The organism is Micromonospora sp. NBC_00421, assembly GCF_036017915.1.
Lineage (GTDB): Bacteria > Actinomycetota > Actinomycetes > Mycobacteriales > Micromonosporaceae > Micromonospora.
Map to the genome: position 1 here is coordinate 6,375,946 of NZ_CP107929.1, position 20,468 is coordinate 6,396,413.

The following is a 20,468-nucleotide window of genomic DNA, read 5'->3' on the forward strand; positions in this document are numbered from 1 at the left end:
GGCGGTCGACCGGCCCGCGGCGGCGGTGGCCAGTGCGGCGGCGGCCGGGGACGGCGGGGCGGGCGGTGGCGCGTCCAGGCCGAGCGCCCTGGCGACCGTGTCGAACCGACCGCCCAGCGCCAACGTCGCCGAGGTGGCGACCACGGTGCGCTCGTCGTACAGGTGGGTGGAGAGGGTGCCGGCGACCGACAGCGGCGCGACCACAAGCGCCCGGCGGCTGCCGTTGTCCGGTTTCTCCACCCAGGCCACGTCGTGGTCGGCCTCCTCCAGCAGCCGTTGCGCGGTGGCCGACAGCTCGTCGAGTGCCGCCTTTGCCTGCTGCTTGCGGACCGGGTCCGGGTCGTCGGCCTTGACGTCGCCGATCGCGTCGAGGGCGGCCCGGGTGGCCGCGTCGAGCAGCGTGCACGCCTCGCGCAACGGGCCGGGCAGCCCGCCGGTGAGCCGACCGGCCGGGGCCTCGCCCAGCCCGGCGGCGAGCGCGTCGCCGGCTTCGGTGAGCCGGTCGGCGACGTCCGGCCGCAGCAGCGGCCGGGCCCGGCGGGCGGACCTGTCGATCAGTTCCGGCACCAGCTCGGCCTGGGCCGCCGAGGAGACCCGGTCGGCCAGCTCGTGCGCCTCGTCGACGATCAGCAGCTTGTGCGGCGGCACGATGTGCCGACCGGCCAGCATGTCCACCGCGAGCAGACTGTGGTTGGTGACCACCACGTCGGCCTCCCGGGCGCGGGCCCGGGACGCCTCGGCGAAGCACTCCTGGCCGAACGGGCAGCGGGACGCCCCCACGCACTCCCGGGCGGGCATCGAGACCAGCCGCCACGCCTGGTCGTCGACGCCCGGGTCCAGCTCGTCCCGGTCGCCGGTGTCGGTCTTCTCGGCCCAGTCGCGCAGCCGTTGGATCTGCTTGCCCATCCGGCCCGCCTCACCGAGCCACTTCGTCCCGCCGCCGGGCCGGGCGGCGGGGGCGTCGAAGAGGGTGTCCTCCGGCTCGTCCTCGGTGGAGTTGTCCAGCCGGGCCAGGCAGAGGTAGTGGTGCCGGCCCTTGAGTACGGCGAAGGTGGGGCGGCGGCCGAGCAGCGGTTCGACCGCGTCGGCGAGCCGGGGCAGGTCGTGTTCGACCAGTTGGGACTGCAACGCCAGGGTGGCGGTGGAGACCACCACCGGGCCGTCCACGGTCAACGCCGGGGCCAGGTAGGCAAGCGACTTGCCGGTGCCGGTGCCCGCCTGCACCAGCAGGTGCTCCCGGGTGGCGACGCTGCGCTCGATCGCCTCGGTCATCTGCTGCTGGCCCGGCCGGGTGGCGCCGCCGGGGACCGCGCCGACCGCCGCCGCGAGCAGCTCGGTGCCGCTCGGCCGGCCACCGCGCCGCCGACCGGAGCGGGCCGTCGGGGTGCTGGAACCGGCGGCGGTACGGGGCGGAGTCACCGTGCGACGGTACCCGCCGACGCCGACAGTGGACGCGCCGCCGCCTCCCGCGTGGCGCGGTCACCGTCCGGATTGTCGCCACTGCTGACCGGTCAACTCCCTGCGGCGGCGAGTGGGCGGAATCGGCTAGGGTGCGACTCATGCCGAGCGACACGGTCCGTGTGATCTACCGCAAGTACGACGGCAGCGCCCACCGTGACTACCCGGCCCGCCGGCTGACCGAGGACGACCTCGGGGTGTGGCTCGGGGTGACCGAGGGCACCGAGTCGGTCTACCACGGCCGGCCCTCGGTGGAGCAGATCCCCTTCGTCCTGCTGGTGCCGCACCGGGCCTGGTGGACGGGCATGTTCAACCCGCCGCCGCGGACCAGCGAGGTCTACTGCGACATCGCCACCCCGGCCCGTTGGGAGGGTGACGACACGGTCCATCTGATCGACCTCGACCTGGACGTGGTGCGCCGGCGGACCACCGGCCTGGTGGAGCTGCGCGACGAGGACGAGTTCGCCGAGCACCGGGTCCGGTTCGGCTATCCGGACGAGGTGGTGGCGCAGGCGCAGGCGGCGGCGGCCCGGCTGCTCACCGCCCTCGGCGACGGCACCGAACCGTTCGCCTCGGCCTACCGCAAGTGGTTGGCCCTGGTGGTCTGATCCACCAACGGGCGGCCCGGCGGTCCGTCCGGCTCCGACCTTGACCCCGGCTCCGACCTTGACCCCGGCCCCGGCCCGCGTGGTGGCGACGGCGGGGCGGGTCACCAGCGTGGTGGCCAGGTGGCGTCGGGGGCCAGCTCGGGCAGCCGGTGGAGCTTGTCCGGGTTGAGCTGGTGGAACAGGCCGGTGACCCGGCCGTCGTGCACGGCGAACCCGGTGACCATCCGCAGCAGCCGACCGTCGGGTGCGACGGTCTCCAGATGCAGGCCGAGCACCCCGTCCACCAGCACCGGCTCGGCCCGGAGCCGCTGGCCGTACCGGCCGGCCCGGGTGAAGAGGCCGAGCAGGAAGCGGGCCACCGGGTCGACGCCGACGATCGGCCGGCGGGCCGCAGGGAAGTGCCCTCCGCTGTCGCTGGTCAGCACCACGTCCGGGGCGAGGACCCGGACCAGCGCGTCGAGGTCACCCGACTCGGTCGCGGCGGCGAACGCGGCCAGCACCCTTCGCTGCTCGGCCGGGTCGGCGGTGTGCCGGGGCACGTCGGTGGCGGTGACCGCCCGACGGGCCCGGGAGGCGAGCTGGCGGGCCGCCTCGGGTGTGCTCCCCAGCACCTCGGCGACCCGGGCGAACGGCACCGCGAAGACGTCGTGCAGGACGAAGGCGACCCGCTGCTCGGGGCTGAGCCGTTCCAGGACGACCAGCAGGGCGGTGCCGAGCTGGTCGCGTCGGACCGCCCGGTCGGCCGGGTCGGGGGCGAAACCGTCCGGCCCCGGCACGACGCCGTCCCACGGCGTGACCACCGGCTCCGGCAGCCACTGCCCCGGGTACGTCTCCCGCCGGACCCGGGCCGAGCGCAGTACGTCGAGGCAGATCCGGGAGCAGGTGGTGGTGAGCCAGCCACCCAGGTGCCGGACCTCGGCGCGACCGACCGGGTCGGCGAGCGCGCCGGCGTATCGTAGCCAGGTCTCCTGGACGGCGTCCTCCGCCTCGCTGCGACTGCCCAACATCCGGTGAGCCAGCGCGGTCAACCGCCTGCGTTCGGCCTCGAACTCCGCTACCAGGTCCACCGCCCCATGATCCCTCCCCGACGCGACTCGTCCGCCCTGGGCCGAGCGGGCCCGGTCAAGATCGCGCGCTACTTCATGGTTGTAGTGGTCTCATTCGCAAAAAGATGCCACTACAACCATGACAACCCCGTTGCGTTAGGTGGAACGCCTGTTCGTCGACCACCGCTGCCTCGCCGATCATGGAGTTGTGGTGGGTGACAGAACGCCCGTAAAGCCCCCAAGGTCGGCACCACCACTCCATGATCGCCGAGCGGGCCCACCCCGCTCCCCGATCGGGCACTTCCTGTCCCGGGTTGACCAGCCGCCCACGGCGTTAACGCAACGGTGTTGACGACCATGAAGTAGCGCGATCTTGCCGGGCGTCGCGGCGACGGGTGGGACGCGGGCGCGCGGGGATGTGCGGAGGCTGCGGGGCGTGTGGGGTGGGTGCTCGGGTGGTGGGGGGTGCGGGGGTGGGCGAGGATCGGGAGATGCGTGCAGACGAGGAGACGGAGATCGTCGTACCCGAGGGTGGGACGGTACGGCAGTTGCTGCGGGTGCGATCGGACGGCGGGCCGGTCGATCTCGGGGCGGTCGATCCCCGCTCCACCCCGGGCCTACCGGCTGCGGCGGGTGAGGGGAAGGACCGCAAGCTCTGGGCCCGGCGGCAGGTCGAGTTGATCGGTGCCGGGTTGGCCCGGCAGCAGGAGATGCTGTTCGCGACGGCGACCGCGACCGCGAAGGCCACGGCGGGCCCAAAGGCGGCGGCGGGCGCGAAGGCGGCGGGCGCGAAGGCGGCGGCGGGCGCGAAAGCGAAGGCGGCCGCGACGACCACGGCGGCCGCGACGGCGACAGTGCCGGCGGCCGGTGCGCGGGATGCCCACACCTCGGCCCCGACCAGGGGCGGATCGGAGCTGGGCCGAGGACGGCCGGGGCGGCTGCTGCTGGTGCTCCAGGCGATGGACTGCGGGGGCAAGGACGGCACCGTGAAGCGGGTGGCCGGCGCGATGAACCCGCTCGGCCTGCACATCCGGTCGTTCGGCCCACCGACCCGCCAGGAGTTGCGGCACGACTTCCTGTGGCGGATCCGCCGGGCGTTGCCCCCGCCGGGGTACGTCGGCATCTTCAACCGCTCGCACTACGAGGACGTACTGGTGGCCCGGGTCGACGCCCTGGTGCCGGAGGAGACCTGGCGGGCCCGGTACGACCAGATCAACGCCTTCGAGCGGGAGTTGGCCGACGGGGATGTGACAGTGGTGAAGGTGATGCTGCACATCTCCGCCGACGAGCAGGCGCGGCGGTTGTCGGAGCGGCTGACCGACCCGACGAAGTACTGGAAGTACCAGCCGAGCGACCTCGACTCCCGGGCCCGCTGGGACGACTACCAGGCGGCGTACGCGGAGGCGCTGGGCCGGTGTGACACGGACGCCGCGCCCTGGTTCCTGGTGCCGGCGGACCGCAAGTGGTACCGGGACTGGGCGGTGGCGCACCTGTTGCGGGAGACGTTCGAGGGCCTTGATCTGGGGTATCCGGCTGCCGGTTTCGACGTGGAACGGGAGCGCCAGCGGTTGTCGAGTGGCGGCGGTGGCGGCTGAGGTGAACAGCAGGTGAACGAGCGGTGAATCGGGTCTGACCGGGGGTAGGCCGGCGAAGACCCGCCCCGGTGGGGTACCTAGCATGCTTCAGCGGGCGCCCCCTGGGGCGGCGGCCACCCTTCCACCGACACGACGAGGTCCGTGCTGTGAAGTTTTCCTTCCGTCCCACCGAGGGCGCTTTCTACGAGCTCTTCACCAGGGCCGCGCAGAACCTGGTGAAGGGCACCGAGCTGCTCAACGAACTGGCCCTTCCCGGCGTCGACGTGCAGTCGGTCAGCGAGCGGTTGACCGAGGTCGAGCACGACAGCGACCAGATCACCCACGATCTCTACAAGAAGATCAACTCCACCTTCATCACCCCGTTCGACCGGGAGGACATCTACCGGCTGGGCTCGCTGCTCGACGACGTGATGGACCACCTGGAGGCGGTCGGCAACCTGCTCTACCTGTACGGGCTCACCAAGCTCCCGTCGCTGCCGCGCGAGCTGCACGAGTTGGTCAACGTGCTCGACCTCCAGGCCAAGCTGACCGCCGAGGCGATGCCCCGGCTGAAGTCGATGAAGGACCTCGAGGACTACTGGATCGAGTGCAACCGGCTGGAGAACGACGGTGACCAGGCGTACCGGATGCTGCTGGTCCGGCTCTTCTCCGGCGAGTACGACGCGCTGACCGTGCTGAAGATGAAGGAGGTCGCCGACGAGCTGGAAGCCGCCTGCGACGCCTTCGAGCACGTGGCGAACACAGTCGAGACCATCGCGGTCAAGGAGTCCTGAGCCTGTGAGTCCCGAACTCATCGCCGTGCTGGCGGTGATCGCGGTGGCCCTGGCGTTCGACTACACCAACGGCTTCCACGACGCTGCCAACGCGATTGCGACAAGCGTTTCGACCCGCGCGTTGACACCCCGGTTCGCCCTCGGCCTCGCCGCGGTCGGCAACTTCATCGGCGCACACTTCGGTGCCGGGGTGGCCAAGACCGTCGGCGACGGCCTGGTCACCCTCCCCACCGGGGTGGGCAGCCTCGGGGTGGTCTTTGCCGGGGTGCTCGGCGCCATCGCCTGGAACCTGATCACCTGGTACTTCGGCCTGCCGTCGTCGTCCTCGCACGCCCTCTTCGGCGGCCTGGTCGGGGCGACCCTGCTCTCCACCGGTGGCGTCGTGCAGTGGGTCACCATCGGCGAGAAGGTCATCCTGCCGATGGTCCTGTCGCCGATCGTCGGCCTCACCCTCGGTTATCTGCTGATGCTGGCCATCCTCTGGGCGTTCCGCAAGGGGCAGCCGGGCAAGCTCAACCGGGGTTTCCGCTGGGCGCAGACCGCCTCGGCGGCGGCCATGTCGGTCGGCCACGGCATGCAGGACGCCGCCAAGACCATGGGCATCGTGGTGCTGGCGCTCTACACCGGCGGCTTCCAGGACGACAAGACGCACATCCCGGGCTGGGTCTTCTGGACCTCGGCGACCATGCTGGCGCTCGGCACGTACGCCGGTGGTTGGCGGATCATCCGGACCCTCGGCCGCAAGATCATCGACCTGGGTCCGCCGGAGGGTTTCGCCGCCGAGACGGTGGCCAGCGCGGTGCTCTACTTCAACGCGCTGGTGTTGAAGGCCCCGATCTCCACCACCCACACGATCACCTCGGCGATCATGGGGGTGGGCGCCACCAAGCGGCTCTCCGCGGTCCGCTGGAACGTGGCCGGCAACATCGTGCTCGCCTGGATCATCACCTTCCCGGCCGCCGCGCTGATCGCCTGCCTGACCTACCTGGTGGTCCGCCCGTTGTTCTGAGCGCCGCCGGGAGGGCGGTCCGTCGGTCAGGACGGGCAGCCCCGCCCCGGTCGGGAAGGGCACCCGCGTCACCGTCTCGGGCGGGACGCGGGTGCCCTTCCCGGCGTCTCAGGCGTAGTCGACGCCGATACGGGCCCGGATGTCGTCCAGCAGGGCCATCACCTCCAGCGTGACGGCGTGCGGCACCAGCGGGCTCTCGGTCAGCCCGGCCGCCAGGCAGCGCTGCACCTCTGCGGCCTCGTACTGGTAGCCGCCGCCGGCCGGGTCGTCGGTGAGCGTCTCCGGCTCTGCGTCGGCCCGGTGCAGCACCGCCGAGCCGGGGCGGAAGAACGGCTCGGGCAGCTCGATCCGGCCGGTGGTGCCGGTGATCGCGGCGGTCAGCGGGGTCGCCCCGACCATCCCGCACCCGAGCGTGGCGACCGCGCCCGAGTCGTACCCGAAGACGATGCCGGTGTTCTCGTCCACCCCCTCCGGGCTGAGCTTGGCCCAGGCCCGTACGTGCTGCGGGACACCGAGCAGCAGGTGGGCCAGGCTGACCGGGTAGACGCCAAGGTCCAGCAGCGCGCCGCCGCCCAGGGCCGGGTTGCGCATCCGGTGCTCCGGCGGGAACGGCCCGGCCACCCCGAAGTCGGCCCGGACGCCTGTCACCTCGCCGATCGCCCCCGACCGGACCAGCTCGACCAGGCGCAGGATCAGCGGGTTGCACCGCATCCACATGGCCTCCATCAGGAAGACCCCACGGGCCCGCGCCAGCTCGACCAGCTCCGTGCTGGTGGCCAGGTCGAGGGTGAACGGCTTCTCCAACAACACCGCCCGGCCGGCCTCCAGGCAGACCCGGGCGGCCTCGTGGTGGGCGGCGTGCGGGGTCGCCACGTAGATCGCGTCCAACTCGTCGTCGGCGGCCAGCTCCGCCCACGAGCCGTACGCCCGGCTGGCCCCGTACCGGCCGGCGAACCGCTCGGCGCTCTCCGGCGCCCGTGAACCGACCGCGACCAGTTCGGCTCCCGACACCAGTCGTAGATCCTCGGCGAACCGGCCGGCGATGTGGCCGGTGGACAAAATCCCCCAACGTGTCATGCGCCCACGCTAACCCGCTGCCCGCTGCCCGCTGCCCGCTGCCCGCCGAGGGGCATCGGCCCGGCGGTCGGTGGGGTGGGCGGGGCGTTCGGCGGGACTAGGCTCGGCGCATGACGATCGACAGCTCCGGCTTCCCCGCCCCGCCGGCCCTGGTCGAGCACGCCCGTCGGTTCCAGGCCGAGGGCGGCGTCCCGGCGTCGCCCCGGGTCGCGGCCACCGTGCTGCTGCTCCGCCCGGCCGGCACCGACTTCGAGGTGTACGTCATCCGCCGGGTCGCCGCGATGGCCTTCGGCGGGATGTACGCCTTCCCCGGCGGTGGCGTCGACCCGTCGGACTCCCAGGCGCACCTGGACTGGGTCGGCCCCGGGCCAGCGGCCTGGGCGGATCGGCTGGGGGTCGCCCCGCAGGCCGCTCAGGCGGTGGTGTGTGCCGCGGCGCGGGAGGTGTTCGAGGAAGCCGGGGTGCTGCTGGCTGGCCCCGGCAGTGACCCAGCGGTAGGGGATGGACCGCTGGTGGGGGACGGCCCGCTGGTGGGGGACGGCCCGCTGGTAGGCAGCCGCACGGTGGTGGGGGACGTCAGCGGTGACGACTGGGAGATCGCGCGGCAGGAACTGGAGGCACGCAGGCGGGGCTTCGCCGGGTTGCTCGCCGAGCGTAGGTTGACGCTCCGGTCCGACCTGCTGATGCCGTGGAGCCGGTGGATCACGCCGGAGTTCGAGCCGCGTCGCTTCGACACGTACTTCTTCGTGGCTCTGCTGCCCGAGGGGCAGCGGACCCGGGACGTCTCCGGCGAGGCCGACCACACCATGTGGATCCGCCCGGCGGACGCCCTGGCCCGCGCGCAGGCCGGTGAGCTGACCATGCTCCCGCCCACCCTGGTCACCCTGGCCGAGGTGGCCGCCGCCGGTGAACGTGCTGGTGCTGGTGCTGGTGCTGGTGACCTGGCGGCCGCCGGTGGCGACCGTGCCGGGGCCGGGGCCGGTGCCGGTGCCCTGGCCGCGGTGGCCCGCGCCTCGGCCACCCGGGACGCGGCCACCCCGGTGACCCCCCGCCTCCACGTTCCGGAAAACGGCACCCCCCACTTCATCCTCACCTGACCCGCCACACCTGCCCCGGGCGGGCGGCCCGCTGCAGTCGGTGGGTACCGCGCACATCGGCCCGGTGCCGTCGGTGGGCCGACGTGCCGCTGTGCCGACGTGCCGACGTGCCGACGTGCCGACGCGAGAGGAGACCGGGTTCGTCGGTCCGGTGCGGTCGGGGCCCCGACCCGCCTCCACCCACCAGGCTCTGCCCCACGCCATCCAGGTCTGTCTCAGGTCCTTTCGAGCTGATGACGCTAGCGACTCACCGGTGGGCTCAGCGACGACCCGTCCCGGCAGCGACCCGGTCCCAGCGACGACCCGGTCCCAGCGACGACCCGGTCCCAGCGACGACCCGTCCCGGTGCCGGACCGGCCCGCTCGGGTGCCTGAATCGTTTATGTCATCAGCTCGAAAGGACCCGGACGAGTCTTCCGACACCCCGCCGTCCCCACCGCTCTGACCGTCAACCGGGCAGCACCCACACCGCACGCGCGCACCCGTCGCGCACGCGCGCACCCGTCGCGCACGCGCGCACCCGTCGCGCACGCGCGCACCCGTCGCGCACGCGCGCACACCAGTCCGTCGCACCAGCCCGTACACCGGTCGGGGCAGGGGCCGTGTCGGTTGCCGCACCCGCCCGAACCACCGTGGTTGCGCGAGCCGCCGGGGCACGCTGGGCGGGGAGGGGTCAGCCGAAGCGGCCGGTGATGTAGTCCTCTGTCTTCTTCTGGCTGGGGTTACTGAAGATCTTCTGGGTGTTGTCGTACTCGATGAGGCGGCCGGGGTCGCCGGTCTTCTCGATGGAGAAGAAGGCGGTGCGGTCGGAGACCCGGGCCGCCTGCTGCATGTTGTGGGTGACGATGATGATGGTGAACTTGTCCTTGAGCTGGAACATCAGGTCCTCGATGGCCAGCGTCGAGATCGGGTCCAGCGCCGAACAGGGCTCGTCCATCAGCACCACCTGCGGCTCGACCGCGATGGTACGGGCGATGCAGAGCCGCTGCTGCTGGCCGCCGGACAGGCCCGCGCCGGGCTTGCCGAGGCGGTCCTTGACCTCGTCCCACAGGTTCGCCGAGCGCAGCGCACGCTCGGCCGCCTCGTCCAGGATGGACTTCTTGCGCACTCCGTTGAGCCGCAGCCCGGCCACCACGTTCTCGAAGATGCTCATGGTGGGGAACGGGTTGGGGCGCTGGAACACCATGCCGATCATGCGGCGGACGGCGGTCACGTCGACGTCGCGGTGGTAGACGTCCTGGCCGTCGATGGTCAGGCTGCCCTCGACCCGGGCGCCCGGCAGCACCTCGTGCATCCGGTTGATCGACCGCAGGAAGGTCGACTTGCCGCAGCCGGACGGGCCGATCAGGGCGGTGACCGTCTTCGGCTCGACCGTCAGGTTGATGTTCTCGATCGCCTTGAAACCGCCGTAGTAGGCGGTCACGTCGGTGGCGTCGATGCGCTTGGCCATGGTGGTACCTCCGGGGTTCATCGGCCGAGCCGGTTGCGGCGGGCCAGCAGCTTCGCGGCGACGGTCAGGGCGAGCACGAGGACGACCAGGGTCAGCGCCGCGGTCCAGGCCCGTGCCGGCGAGTACTTCGACGCCTCGCCGGCCTGCTGGTAGACGAAGAGGGCCAGCGACGACTGGTTGTTCTCGAACGGGTTGAAGTTGATCGCCGCACCACCGCCGGCGACGAGCAGCACCGGGGCGGTCTCCCCGGCGGCCCGCGCGATGGAGAGCATGATGCCGGTGACGATGCCGGGCAGCGCGGTGGGCAGCACCACCCGCAGGATGGTCTTCCACTTCGGTACGCCCAGGGCGTACGCCCCCTCGCGCAGCGGCGCGGGGACCAGGCGCAGCATCTCCTCGGTGGAGCGGACCACCGTCGGCAGCATCAGCACGCTCAACGCCAGCGCGGCGGCGAAGCCGGAGAAGCTGGGGCGGCCGTCGTTGAACCACGGCGACACGATCAACACCCAGAAGGCCAGCACGAACAGGCCGGTGACGATGGACGGGATGCCGGTCATCACGTCGACGAAGAACCGGATGGCGAAGGCGAACCGGCCGCGTCCGTACTCGACGATGTAGATCGCGCAGAGCACGCCGAGCGGGACGGTGATCGCGGTGGCGATGCCTACCTGCTCCAGCGTGCCGACGATGGCGTGGTAGGCGCCGCCGTTGGCGTCCCGGGCCCCGATGTTGTTCATCGAGCTGCCGAAGAAGTCGGCGTCGAGCCGGGCGGTGCCCTTGCTGACCAGGGTCCACACCACCGAGGCCAGCGGCAGCACGGCCAGCACCAGGGCGGAGTGGATCAGGGCGCTCCAGACCCGGTTGCGGGCCGAGCGTCGACCCTCCACCACGTTGGCGGCGGTGAACAGGGCGGCCAGGTAGAGCAGTGCGCCGAGCACCACGACGAGGACCGGGCCGCCGAGGTCGACGCCGTAGACGATGCCGGCGGCGACCAGCAGGGCCAGCACCGCCAGGGCGGGGGTGGCGTACCCGGGCAGCCGCCTGGCCCGCAGGCTGTCCGGCTGGGCCGGTGGGCGGGGACGGTGGGAGGTGAGCGTGGTGGTCATGCGGCCGACTCCGTGAACTCGCGGCGGCGGTAGATGATCGCCCGCGCGGTGATGTTGACGATCAGCGTGATCGCGAAGAGCACCAGGCCGGAGGCGATGAGCGCGCCCCGCCCGGTCTCGTTGGCCTCCGCGAAGCGGTTGGCGATGTTCGCGGCGATGCTGTTGCCGCCGTTGGCGAGGATGTTGAACGAGATGGCGTACGTCGAGCCGAGGGTCAGCGCGAGCGCGATGGTCTCGCCGAGCGCCCGGCCGAGGCCGAGCATGACGGCGGCGATGATGCCCGGTCGGCCGTACGGCAGGACCGCCGTGCGCAGCATCTCCCAGCGGGTGGCCCCCAGGGCGATGGCGGCCTCCTCGTTGGCGGTGGGGGTCTGCAGGAACACCTCGCGGGAGAGCGAGGTGATGATCGGCAGCACCATGATCGCCAGGACCAGGGAGCCGAGCAGGATCGAGTTTCCGTACGGGCCGTCGCCGAAGATCGGGATCCAGCCGAAGTACGTGTTCAGCCAGGCCGACAGGTCGGCGACCGGCCCGACGAAGAAGTCCCGGCCCCACAGGCCGAACACCACGCTCGGCACGGCGGCCAGCAGGTCGATCACGAAGCCCAGCCCGGTGCCGAGCCGACGTGGCGCGTAGTGGGACAGGTAGAGGGCGATGCCGAGTGCCACCGGCACCGCGATCAGCAGCGCCAGCAGGGCGGTGAGCAGGGTGCCGAAGGCGAGCGCGCCGATGCCGAACGTGGGTGGGTCGTCGTTGGGGAACCAACCCTCGAAGGTCCAGAAGTCGGCGCTGTTGGCCCGCAGCGCCGGGACGGCCTTGGCGATCAGGAAGACCGCGATGGCCGCGATGATGACCAGTACGGTGACGCCGGCGGCCAGGGTCAGGCCGCGGAAGGCCCGTTCCGCGCCGAACGCCCGCGCCCGGGGCAGTCCGCCGCCTCCGCCCAGGCCCTGGTCGTCATCGGGGGTACGGGTGCTGACTGGTGCCTCGGCAACACGCGCCGAGGCACCGGCGGACCGCTCGTGACCCTGGGTCACGGCAGGTCCACCGGTGCCGGCGGATGCCGAGCGGGGAGGGGTTTCACCCATCTGCGCGCTCGCTTCGACTTGAGGGGGTTGTCGCTCGGGACGGTCAGCCGAGGTTCTTGACCGCGGCCTCGACCTTGGTCCGGACCGAGTCGGGCAGGGGGGCGTAGCCCAGCTCCACCAGCTCGGTCTGGCCCTCGGCGCTGGCGGCGTGGCCCAGCAGACCCTTGACCAGCGGCAGCTTGTCGGCGGCGATGCCCTTGCTGCACACGATCTCGTAGGTCACCAGGACGATCGGGTACGCCCCGGCCTCCTTGGTGGCGTAGTCGATCGACATCTTGAGGTCGTCGCCCTGGCCCTCGATCTTGGCCCCGGCGATGGTCTTGCCGGCCGACTCGGCGGTCAGCTCGGTGAACTCGCCGGCCCCGTTCTGCACCTTGGCCTTCTTCAGGCCGGAGTTCTCGGCGTACGACCACTCGACGTAGCTGATCGTGCCCTCGGTGCTCTTGACCTTGGCGGCGACGCCGTCGGACTTGGGGGCGCCGAGCCCGCCGGGAGCCTTCCAGGCCTTGTTGTTGCCGAAGGTCCAGTCCGTCGCGGCGGTCTTGGACAGGTACTTGGTGAAGTTGTCGGTGGTGCCCGACTCGTCGGAGCGGTGCACCGTCTGGATCGTGGCGGCGGGCAGCTTGGCGTCCGGGTTGTCGGCCTTGATGGCCGGGTCGTCCCACTTGGTGACCTTGCCGGCGAAGATCTGCGCCAGGGTGGTCGGCTTGAGCTGGAGGTTGTCCAGACCACCGACGTTGTAGACGACCGCGACCGGGCCGATCACCATCGGCAGGTTGAGCGCCGCGCCGCCGGCGCACTTGGCGTCGGCCTGCGGCTGCTCCTCCGGCTTGAGGGCGGAGTCGGAGCCGGCGAAGTCGGCGGTGCCGGCGATGAACGCCTGGATGCCCGCGCCGGAGCCGGTGGGCTCGTAGTTGATCGTGGTGCCGCCGCACTTCTGCTGGTACGCCTTGATCCACTCGGCCATGGCGTTCTTCTGTGCGGAGGAGCCCTGCGCGTTCAGGGTGCCCTTGCCGCAGTCGGCCGCCGCGCTGGCCGAACCGGAGGCGGAGGTGCTGGCCGGCTCGTTGTTGTCCGAGCCGCAGGCGCTGAGGCCGAGGACCGCAGTAAGAGCGAGGCAGGCAATGGCGCCGTGCCGCTGGAGCTTCACCTGAAAGGTTTCCCTTCACGTCTTTGGTCAGGTCGCCCGGATGGGGCCCGAGTGCCGGCGCGCTGACCGGCTGACACGAAAGCTAGAAGTGCCAGGTAGACGGTTCGCCGGTCGGAAGTGAACGCAGCATGAACAGCCCCGGCCGGAAAGATGACCGCTGCCTGAGGGAGGGTTGTCCGTTAGGTGAACTGCCGTCCCGGTATCCGCATTAATGCGATATATCCGGGCAGCCGTTATCCCGGCGAGTCCCCGCCGTTACCGCGCGGAGACCGAGGGGGAGGTCAGCCCAGGTGGTAGTTGACGTGCCCGCACCAGCGGGCGAAGCCGAGCCGTTCGTAGAGCGAGACGGCGGCGGTGTTCGACTCGTCCACGTAGAGCATCACCCGGTCCAGGCCCCGCCGGTCGCGCAGGTAGGCCAACCCGGCGGTGGTCAGCGCCCGGCCGAGGCCGCCGCCGTGCGCGTCCGGGTCCACCCCCACCACGTAGACCTCGCCGATCCGGGCCGAGCCGGACCGTTCGTGCACCTTGGTCCAGTGGAAGCCGAGTAGCCGCCCGTCCGACGGGTCGACGGCGAGCAGGAAGCCGGCCGGGTCGAACCACGGCTCGGCCAGCCGGGCCCGCAGGTCGTCGATGGTCCACCGGCCCTGCTCCGGATGCGCGGCGAAGGCACGGGCGTTGAGCGCGAGCCAGGCGCCGTCGTCCTCGCCGGGGCGGAAGGACCGCAGCGTCACCCCGTCCGGCAGCCGGGGCGGCGACACCGCCTCGGTCAGCGGCCGACGGAGCTGCCAGAGCACCCGGGCCCGTGTGCCGCCGAGGTCGACCGCGAGCGCCGCGGCGGACGGGTGGTCGCCGTGCGCCCAGGCCCGCACCGGGCCGGGTGCCACCGCCAGTACGCCCCGGGCCAGCGCCCGCCCGGTGCCCCGCCGCCGGAAACCGGGGTGCACCGCCAACTCCACCCCCACCCCCGAGGTCGGGTCGGTGGTGTCCAGGTGGGCGTACCCGGTCAGGGTGCCGTCGGCGGCACGGGCGGTCAGGTGCCGGGCCGACGCCTGCGGGTCGCGTAGCCGCAGCAGGGTGTGCTCGTCGAAGGGCTGGGCGCCGTCGGCGTCACCCGCGAGCCGGGCCAGGGCCAGCACCTCGGCCACCTCGCCCGGGGCGAGTCGGTCGCTGTGGGCCACCCGGTCGGTCGTCGCCTCGACGCTGCTCATCCCGCCACCGTAGTCGGCTCCGGAGCGTCGTTCCGCCCGCCCGGTTCAGTTGGCCCCGCCGACCGGCAGGGCCTCCAGTCGGAACCGGCTGGTCAGGTCGGGCAGGATCCGGCGTAGGGCGTCCACTGTGCCCTGCCGGTCGCCGCCGGCGTCGTGCATGAGCACGATCGCGCCCGGCCCGGTGTCCCCGGTGACCGTCGCGGTGATCTTCGCGGCCCCGGGGACCTGCCAGTCGTTGGGGTCGACGGTCCAGTGCAGCGGGGTCATCCCCAGCCCCTCGGCGACCGAGACCACCGGGTACGTCCAGGCCCCGCCGGGCTGGCGGAAGTAGCTGATCCGGGCGTCCGGAACGGCGGCGTGGATGGCGTCGTTGGTGCGGATCAGGTCGGCCCGGATCAGGTCGGGGGAGCGCTTGCCGAGCAGCACGTCGTGGTGCCACGAGTGGTTGCAGAGGGTGTGCCCGTCGGCCACGATCGCCCGCAGCAGGTCCGGGTGGTCCTGGGCGTTCTCGCCGACCACGCAGAACGTCGCCTTGACCCCGTACGCGCGGAGCACCTCCAGCACCTGCGGCGTGTACGTCGGGTCCGGCCCGTCGTCGAAGGTCAGCGCGACCTCGCCGGAGCCGGTGCTGGCGTGGCTGCCGAACGGGCCGTCGCCCCCGCCGGCCGGCTGCGCGGCGTCCGGGTCGACCCCGGCGGCGGGGGTGCCGGTGCCGTCCGGGCGAGCCTGCGGGGCGGCCGGGTCGGCGGGTTGCTCGGCGTACTGGGCGCCGTCGACCTGCGCCGACGCGCCGGTGGGTTGCCGGGGAGGTTCGGGGACCATGCTGCGGCCGAGCGCGTACGCGGACCCGAGCAGGGCAGCCAGCACCAGTGTGACGACGCCGATGGTCCCGCCGGTCGACCGGGCGCGCATCAGCGCCACCGCCGGTCCGGATCGCGGGACGGCCCTCTCGTCGCCCCCGTGGTCAGTGCACGCACCGTCGCCCCTCTCGCCCCTGCTGATTCCGGCAGTCAGAATAGAGCCGGCAACAGGGGCAAAAGGGGCGTATCGGAAATACTCCTACGGTGGTGCGGTGCTCCCGCCGGGATCAGACCGGCAGCGGCGCGGGCTCGGACTCCGGCAGCGACCGGGACGACGGCGGGACCACGAACTTGTAGCCCACCTGGCGGACCGTGCCGATCATCGACTCGTACTCCGAGCCGAGCTTGGCCCGCAGCCGTCGGACGTGCACGTCCACGGTGCGGGTGCCGCCGAAGTAGTCGTAGCCCCAGACCTCGCGGAGCAACTGGTCCCGGGTGAACACCCGGCCCGGGTGCTGGGCCAGGAACTTCAGCAGCTCGAACTCCTTGTAGGTGAGGTCGAGCGGCCGACCCTTGAGCTTCGCCGCGTAGGTGTCCGGGTCGATGTTCAGCTCGCCGGCCCGGATCGAGCCGCCGGCCCCGGAGGTGGCGTTGTTCAGCCGGCCCACCGCGAGCCGCAGCCTGGCCTCCACCTCGGCCGGCCCCGCACCGGCCAGGATCACGTCGTCCACGCCCCAGTCGGCGTTCAGGGCGATCAGACCGGCCTCGGTGACCACCGCGACAAGCGGCACGCCCAGGCCGGTGGCGTGCAGCATCCGGCAGGTGGCACGGGCCTCGCTCAACTCCGAACGGGCGTCGACCAGCACCGCGTCCGGGCTGGGCCCGGAAACCAGGGTGCGGACGTCACGTGGTGCGGTACGGACCGAATGCGGCAACAGGTCGAGTGCCGGCAGCACCGCCGAGGGCTCACCTGCACGCGCGGTCACCAGCAGCAGGAGCTCCACACGATCACCTCCGTCCCGGCGGCTCTATGGCCGCACGCGACCAGCTGCTCCGCTGGCGGGCGGGGCGCTGAGAACTTGCGTGGGTCCCGGCGTCGCTGACGGGCGGGTAACGGCTTGAGCGTAACCGATCGCCCCGCTGTCACCTCGGCGTCCTTTCCTGTTTGTCGGATCTGCCCGTGATCGCCGCTCAGGTTTTAACGTCACCGAAACCGACGGCCCCCGTCGGGAGCCGACGTGATCCCCGCCGAACCCCCTCGGTCTGGCACGATCGGGGCGTGTTTCCCTCCACCTCGCCCGAGACCGGCCGTGACCCGTGGGTCGACGACGCCCCCGACGGCCCGGCCGGCGGTCCCGCACCCGGGCCGCGCCCGGCCCCGGACGACGACGCCGGAAGCCGACGCGAGCGCGGCCCGCGCCGGTTCCGCAAGGGCGGTGCGCCGCGCCGCAGCAGCGAGGAGGACGACGTCGAGCCGGACGAGGAGCCGATCGAGCCGGTCGAGGTCCGTCGGCCGCTCTCGCTGACCATCGCCGGTTTCGCCGCGCTGCTCGGCGTCGGCCTGGTGCTCGGCGCGCAGACCGCAGGCCCCGGGCACCGGCTGCCGTTCGCCCTGATCGTGTTCGGCGTCCAACTGCTCTTCGTGCTGGCCTGGACGATGGCCATGCGCCCGCCCGCGCTGCTGCTGGTGGCGTTGACCAGCGGCGTGGTCGCCGCGGCGGCCGACGTGGCCGCCGTGCAGACCGACGTCGCCGGGCTGGCACCGCTCGGGTTCGTGGCGCTGGGCGGCTTCCTGCTCGGGGTGATCGGTCAGCTCTTCCGCCGGGTGGACCGGGTCCGGGTGACCGACTCGCTCGGCACCACGTTGCTGATCGTGGTCGGCGTGGTGGCGTTCGCCATCCTGATCACGTTGAGCCGGATTCCGGCCGGCACCCAGGCGATCACCGTCTGCCTGGTCGCCACCGGTGTCGCGCTCACCGTGGCCCGGCTCACCGACGCCGTGCTGGCCTGGCCCCGGCTGGCCCCGCAGGTGCCCCGGGGCGCTGCCGGGGTGGTCGTCGGTGCGATGGCCGGCACTCTCACCAGCGCCCTGCTCGGCAGCTACCTGGTCGGCTTCACCCCGACCAGCGCCGCGGTGATCGGTCTGGTCACCGCTGCCACCGCCGTGCTGGCCGACCTCGCCGTCGGCTACGCCGAGGCGGGCCGGCTGATGGCCGGGGAACCACCCACCCTGTGGATCGCCCGGCACATGCAGGGTCCGTTGGGCGGGTTCGCGTTGGCCGCTCCGGCGGCGTACGCGATGTGTGTGCTCTTCCTCTGACGCGGGCGTCCGTCGACCGCTCTGACGCGGCTGCGGGCGCGAGGCGGTGGGGCGCGAGGCGGTTGGGCGTGACGGCGCTCGGGTAGTAGCGGTGCGCCGCGACGGCGGCACCGATGACGGCACGTCGCGGACGGCGACGGCGACGACGGACGGAGACGGGTGTGGCGCAGACGTACGAGGAGCGGCCCCGGCGGCGCGGGCGCAGGTGGCTCGTCGTACTGGTCGTCCTGGTGCTGATCCTGGGCGGGCTGCTGGTGGTGGCCGACCGGGTGGCGGCCGGCCTGGCCGAGCGGGCGATCGCCGACCAGGTCACCCAGGAGGTCACCAAGCAGGACGCCAGCTCCGCGCCGCCCCAGGTGGACGTCGGCGGCTTCCCGTTCCTCACCCAGGTGGTCGACGGCCGGTACGAGCGGATCTCCATCGTGCTGACCGACGTGCAGGGCAAGGTGGAAGGCAACGCGGTCAGCCTGCCCCGGCTCGACGTGGACGCCCGTAACGTGCGCGCCTCGCTGGACACCATCCGTTCCGGGCAGGGTGACGTGGTGGCCGAGACGGTGGCCGGCACCGGCACGGTCACCTACGACAGCCTGGCCAAGCTGCTGGACCGGCCGGGGCTCAAGCTGGGTGAGCAGAACGGCAAGCTGGCGGTGACCGCGCCCGTCGACATCCTCGGCCAGAAGCTCACCGTCACCGGCACCGCCGACGTGACGGTGGCGGACGACGGCAAGGTGGCGTTGAAGTTCAGTGACCTGAACGCCCAGGGGCTGCCGGCGGTGCCGCTGGCCCGCACCCTGCTGAACAACTACGCCCGGGGCATCTCGGTCGACGTGCCCCTGCCGGAGCTGCCGTTCCAGCTCAACGTGCGCAAGGTCGAGCCGCGCCCGGAGGGGCTGACGGTGACCGCCGACGCGAAGGACGTCCCGATCAACTCGGCGAGCTGATCCGGCGCTCAGTGTTGGGCACGGCCCGGCCCCGGGGTTTCCCGGCAGGCCGGGCCGTGTCCCGTATGGTGGTCGACCCCTGGCACTCTCCGGGACGGCTGGTAGGCTCCGACACCATGGGGACGCACCTCACCAAACGGCGCGCGGTCGACCTGTGCCGCGTGGCCACCTGCCTGTGTCGCTCCGTCATCTGACGGCGGGGCTGTCTCCGGCCGCCTAGCGGCCACCGCACCCGAGGCCCACTGACCTCCGGTGCCACCCTCCAGAAACGCCCGGCAGCGGCGCCGTCGCACAAACCCGTGATCCGTTCCTCTATGGGTCCCGCGCATGGTGCGACATCACCGATCTCCACCCGCGCTGGCTCACCACCCATCCTTACCAGGGAGTGATCTGATGAGTCGCGACACCGCACTCGTCTCGGCCGAATGGGCCGAGAAGAACCTCGACGCTCCGGGCGTCGTCTTCGTCGAGGTCGACGAGGACACCTCGGCCTATGACACCGGCCACATCGCCGGTGCCGTCAAGCTCGACTGGAAGACCGACCTCCAGGACCAGGTCCGCCGGGACTTCGTCAACAAGGCCCAGTTCGAGGCGCTGCTCTCCGCGCGGGGCATCGGCAACGACGACGTCGTGGTCCTCTACGGCGGCAACAACAACTGGTTCGCCGCGTACGCGTACTGGTACTTCAAGCTCTACGGCCACCGCGACGTCAAGCTGCTCGACGGCGGTCGCAAGAAGTGGGAGCTTGACGCCCGCCCGCTGGTCACCGACGCGGTGACCCGCCCGGCCACCCGGTACGTCGCGGGCGAGCCGGACACCTCGATCCGGGCCTTCCGCGACGAGGTCGTCGCCGCGATCGGCACCAAGAACCTGGTCGACGTGCGCAGCCCCGACGAGTTCGCCGGCCGGCTGCTGGCCCCCGCCCACCTGCCGCAGGAGCAGGCGCAGCGGGCCGGGCACATCCCCACCGCGATCAGCGTGCCGTGGTCCAAGGCGGCCAACGAGGACGGCACCTTCAAGTCCGACGACGAGCTGCGCAAGATCTACGCCGACGCCGGCCTCGACGACGGCAAGGAGACCATCGCCTACTGCCGGATCGGCGAGCGCTCCTCGCACAGCTGGTTCGTGCTCCAGGAGCTGCTCGGCCACCCCAACGTGAAGAACTACGACGGTTCCTGGACCGAGTACGGCTCGCTGGTCGGCGTGCCGGTGGCGCTCGGCGACGAGCCCGGGGAGGCCTGAGCCATGACTGCTCCCACCGCCTCCACCGCCGCCGGCTGCGCCGCCCCGGACCAGTCCGCGCCGCTGCCGGCCAGCCTGGACCTGGAGAAGGAAACCGTCATCACCGGCCAGGTGCTGGCCGAGTCGGGCGAGCCCGTGGCGGGCGCGTACGTCCGGCTGCTCGACTCGACGGGCGAGTTCACCGCCGAGGTCGTCACCTCCCCGGCCGGGCAGTTCCGGTTCTTCGCCGCGCCGGGCAACTGGACCCTGCGGGCGCTGTCCCGGCACGGCAACGGCGACACCGCCGTGACCGCCAACCGGGGCATCAACGAGGTCTCCGTCACGGTGGCCTGACCCACGCTCTCGATCGGCCCGGGGCCGGTCACCCCACCCGGGGTGACCGGCCCCGGGCCGTCGCACCCTCCGCAGCCCGCCCGCCAGCGCCCGGCAACCCCGGGTGTCCGCCGCCCAGCAGACGCGAGGTGCCCGCCGCCCGGCAGCCCACCGGGCCGTCACCCGGCC

The 20,468-nt window shown here is 72.3% G+C and carries 19 protein-coding genes and 1 pseudogene; 10 read left to right on the plus strand and 10 right to left on the minus strand.

From position 1 onward, the window contains the following. Positions 1-57: 57 nt before the first annotated feature. Positions 58-1,419, minus strand: a pseudogene (locus tag OHQ87_RS27350) (ATP-dependent DNA helicase); the annotation flags it as partial. A gap of 140 nt (positions 1,420-1,559) precedes the next feature. On the opposite strand from OHQ87_RS27350, the gene OHQ87_RS27355 reads away from it, so the two are divergent. Next, entirely contained in the window at positions 1,560-2,066 is a 507-nt protein-coding gene (locus tag OHQ87_RS27355; RefSeq protein ID WP_328342503.1) for a DUF402 domain-containing protein, read from the plus strand. Between the two features lie 101 nt (positions 2,067-2,167). On the opposite strand, the gene sigJ is transcribed toward OHQ87_RS27355, so the two are convergent. Next, entirely contained in the window at positions 2,168-3,133 is a 966-nt protein-coding gene (sigJ, locus tag OHQ87_RS27360) for an RNA polymerase sigma factor SigJ (RefSeq protein WP_328342505.1), read from the minus strand. A gap of 470 nt (positions 3,134-3,603) precedes the next feature. Here sigJ and OHQ87_RS27365 point away from each other — a divergent pair, with 470 nt between their 5' ends. From OHQ87_RS27365 to OHQ87_RS27375, 3 genes are all read left to right on the plus strand, one after another. Continuing rightward, on the plus strand, positions 3,604-4,707 hold the full coding sequence (locus OHQ87_RS27365) for a PPK2 family polyphosphate kinase (protein ID WP_328342508.1): 1,104 nt from the start codon (positions 3,604-3,606) through the stop codon (positions 4,705-4,707). A gap of 146 nt (positions 4,708-4,853) precedes the next feature. Continuing rightward, positions 4,854-5,480, plus strand: a complete 627-nt coding sequence (locus tag OHQ87_RS27370) for a DUF47 domain-containing protein (RefSeq protein ID WP_067311399.1) — start codon at positions 4,854-4,856, stop codon at positions 5,478-5,480. 4 nt (positions 5,481-5,484) lie between these two features. Beyond that, on the plus strand, positions 5,485-6,489 hold the full coding sequence (locus OHQ87_RS27375; protein WP_328342511.1) for an inorganic phosphate transporter: 1,005 nt from the start codon (positions 5,485-5,487) through the stop codon (positions 6,487-6,489). Between the two features lie 108 nt (positions 6,490-6,597). On the opposite strand, the gene OHQ87_RS27380 is transcribed toward OHQ87_RS27375, so the two are convergent. Then, the gene (locus OHQ87_RS27380) at positions 6,598-7,566 is read right to left on the minus strand and encodes a Gfo/Idh/MocA family protein (RefSeq protein WP_328342513.1); all 969 of its coding nucleotides are present in this window, start codon (positions 7,564-7,566) and stop codon (positions 6,598-6,600) included. Positions 7,567-7,676: 110 nt separating this feature from the next. On the opposite strand from OHQ87_RS27380, the gene OHQ87_RS27385 reads away from it, so the two are divergent. Then, positions 7,677-8,663 carry an NUDIX hydrolase gene (locus OHQ87_RS27385; RefSeq protein WP_328342515.1) on the plus strand — a complete coding sequence of 329 codons (987 nt, stop codon included), beginning with the start codon at positions 7,677-7,679 and terminating at the stop codon, positions 8,661-8,663. A gap of 672 nt (positions 8,664-9,335) precedes the next feature. Here the strand turns inward: OHQ87_RS27385 and pstB are convergent. From pstB to OHQ87_RS27420, 7 genes are all read right to left on the minus strand, one after another. After that, entirely contained in the window at positions 9,336-10,112 is a 777-nt protein-coding gene (gene pstB / locus OHQ87_RS27390) for a phosphate ABC transporter ATP-binding protein PstB (RefSeq protein ID WP_091242519.1), read from the minus strand. 17 nt (positions 10,113-10,129) lie between these two features. After that, complete coding sequence (gene pstA / locus OHQ87_RS27395; protein WP_328342519.1) at positions 10,130-11,218, minus strand: phosphate ABC transporter permease PstA; 1,089 nt, start codon at positions 11,216-11,218, stop codon at positions 10,130-10,132. Further along, positions 11,215-12,306: a phosphate ABC transporter permease subunit PstC gene (pstC, locus tag OHQ87_RS27400; RefSeq protein WP_328342521.1), complete on the minus strand. Its 1,092-nt coding sequence runs from the start codon at positions 12,304-12,306 to the stop codon at positions 11,215-11,217. The genes pstA and pstC overlap by 4 nt, the downstream gene beginning before the upstream one ends. A 43-nt stretch (positions 12,307-12,349) precedes the next feature. Beyond that, on the minus strand, positions 12,350-13,456 hold the full coding sequence (gene pstS / locus OHQ87_RS27405) for a phosphate ABC transporter substrate-binding protein PstS (protein WP_328342523.1): 1,107 nt from the start codon (positions 13,454-13,456) through the stop codon (positions 12,350-12,352). 281 nt (positions 13,457-13,737) lie between these two features. Beyond that, the gene (gene mshD / locus OHQ87_RS27410; RefSeq protein ID WP_328342525.1) at positions 13,738-14,664 is read right to left on the minus strand and encodes a mycothiol synthase; all 927 of its coding nucleotides are present in this window, start codon (positions 14,662-14,664) and stop codon (positions 13,738-13,740) included. A 45-nt stretch (positions 14,665-14,709) separates the two neighbouring features. Next, complete coding sequence (locus OHQ87_RS27415; RefSeq protein ID WP_328342527.1) at positions 14,710-15,576, minus strand: polysaccharide deacetylase family protein; 867 nt, start codon at positions 15,574-15,576, stop codon at positions 14,710-14,712. A gap of 175 nt (positions 15,577-15,751) precedes the next feature. Continuing rightward, positions 15,752-16,468 (minus strand): winged helix-turn-helix transcriptional regulator, encoded by a 717-nt coding sequence (locus OHQ87_RS27420; RefSeq protein ID WP_328342529.1) that lies wholly within the window; start codon positions 16,466-16,468, stop codon positions 15,752-15,754. A 275-nt stretch (positions 16,469-16,743) separates the two neighbouring features. Between OHQ87_RS27420 and OHQ87_RS27425 the strand changes: the two genes are divergently transcribed. The 5 genes from OHQ87_RS27425 to OHQ87_RS27445 all read left to right on the plus strand — a co-directional run bounded on the left by OHQ87_RS27425 (position 16,744) and on the right by OHQ87_RS27445 (position 20,300). Then, positions 16,744-17,784 carry a hypothetical protein gene (locus OHQ87_RS27425; RefSeq protein ID WP_328342531.1) on the plus strand — a complete coding sequence of 347 codons (1,041 nt, stop codon included), beginning with the start codon at positions 16,744-16,746 and terminating at the stop codon, positions 17,782-17,784. Between the two features lie 161 nt (positions 17,785-17,945). Beyond that, positions 17,946-18,725: an LmeA family phospholipid-binding protein gene (locus tag OHQ87_RS27430; protein ID WP_328342533.1), complete on the plus strand. Its 780-nt coding sequence runs from the start codon at positions 17,946-17,948 to the stop codon at positions 18,723-18,725. Positions 18,726-18,841: 116 nt separating this feature from the next. Beyond that, positions 18,842-18,919, plus strand: a complete 78-nt coding sequence (locus OHQ87_RS27435; RefSeq protein ID WP_323135737.1) for an Ms5788A family Cys-rich leader peptide — start codon at positions 18,842-18,844, stop codon at positions 18,917-18,919. A gap of 199 nt (positions 18,920-19,118) precedes the next feature. Then, positions 19,119-19,967, plus strand: coding sequence for a sulfurtransferase (locus OHQ87_RS27440; RefSeq protein WP_328342535.1), 849 nt, complete (start codon positions 19,119-19,121; stop codon positions 19,965-19,967). A 3-nt stretch (positions 19,968-19,970) separates the two neighbouring features. Further along, positions 19,971-20,300 (plus strand): DUF1416 domain-containing protein, encoded by a 330-nt coding sequence (locus OHQ87_RS27445; protein ID WP_328342537.1) that lies wholly within the window; start codon positions 19,971-19,973, stop codon positions 20,298-20,300. The last annotated feature ends 168 nt before the right edge of the window (positions 20,301-20,468 follow it).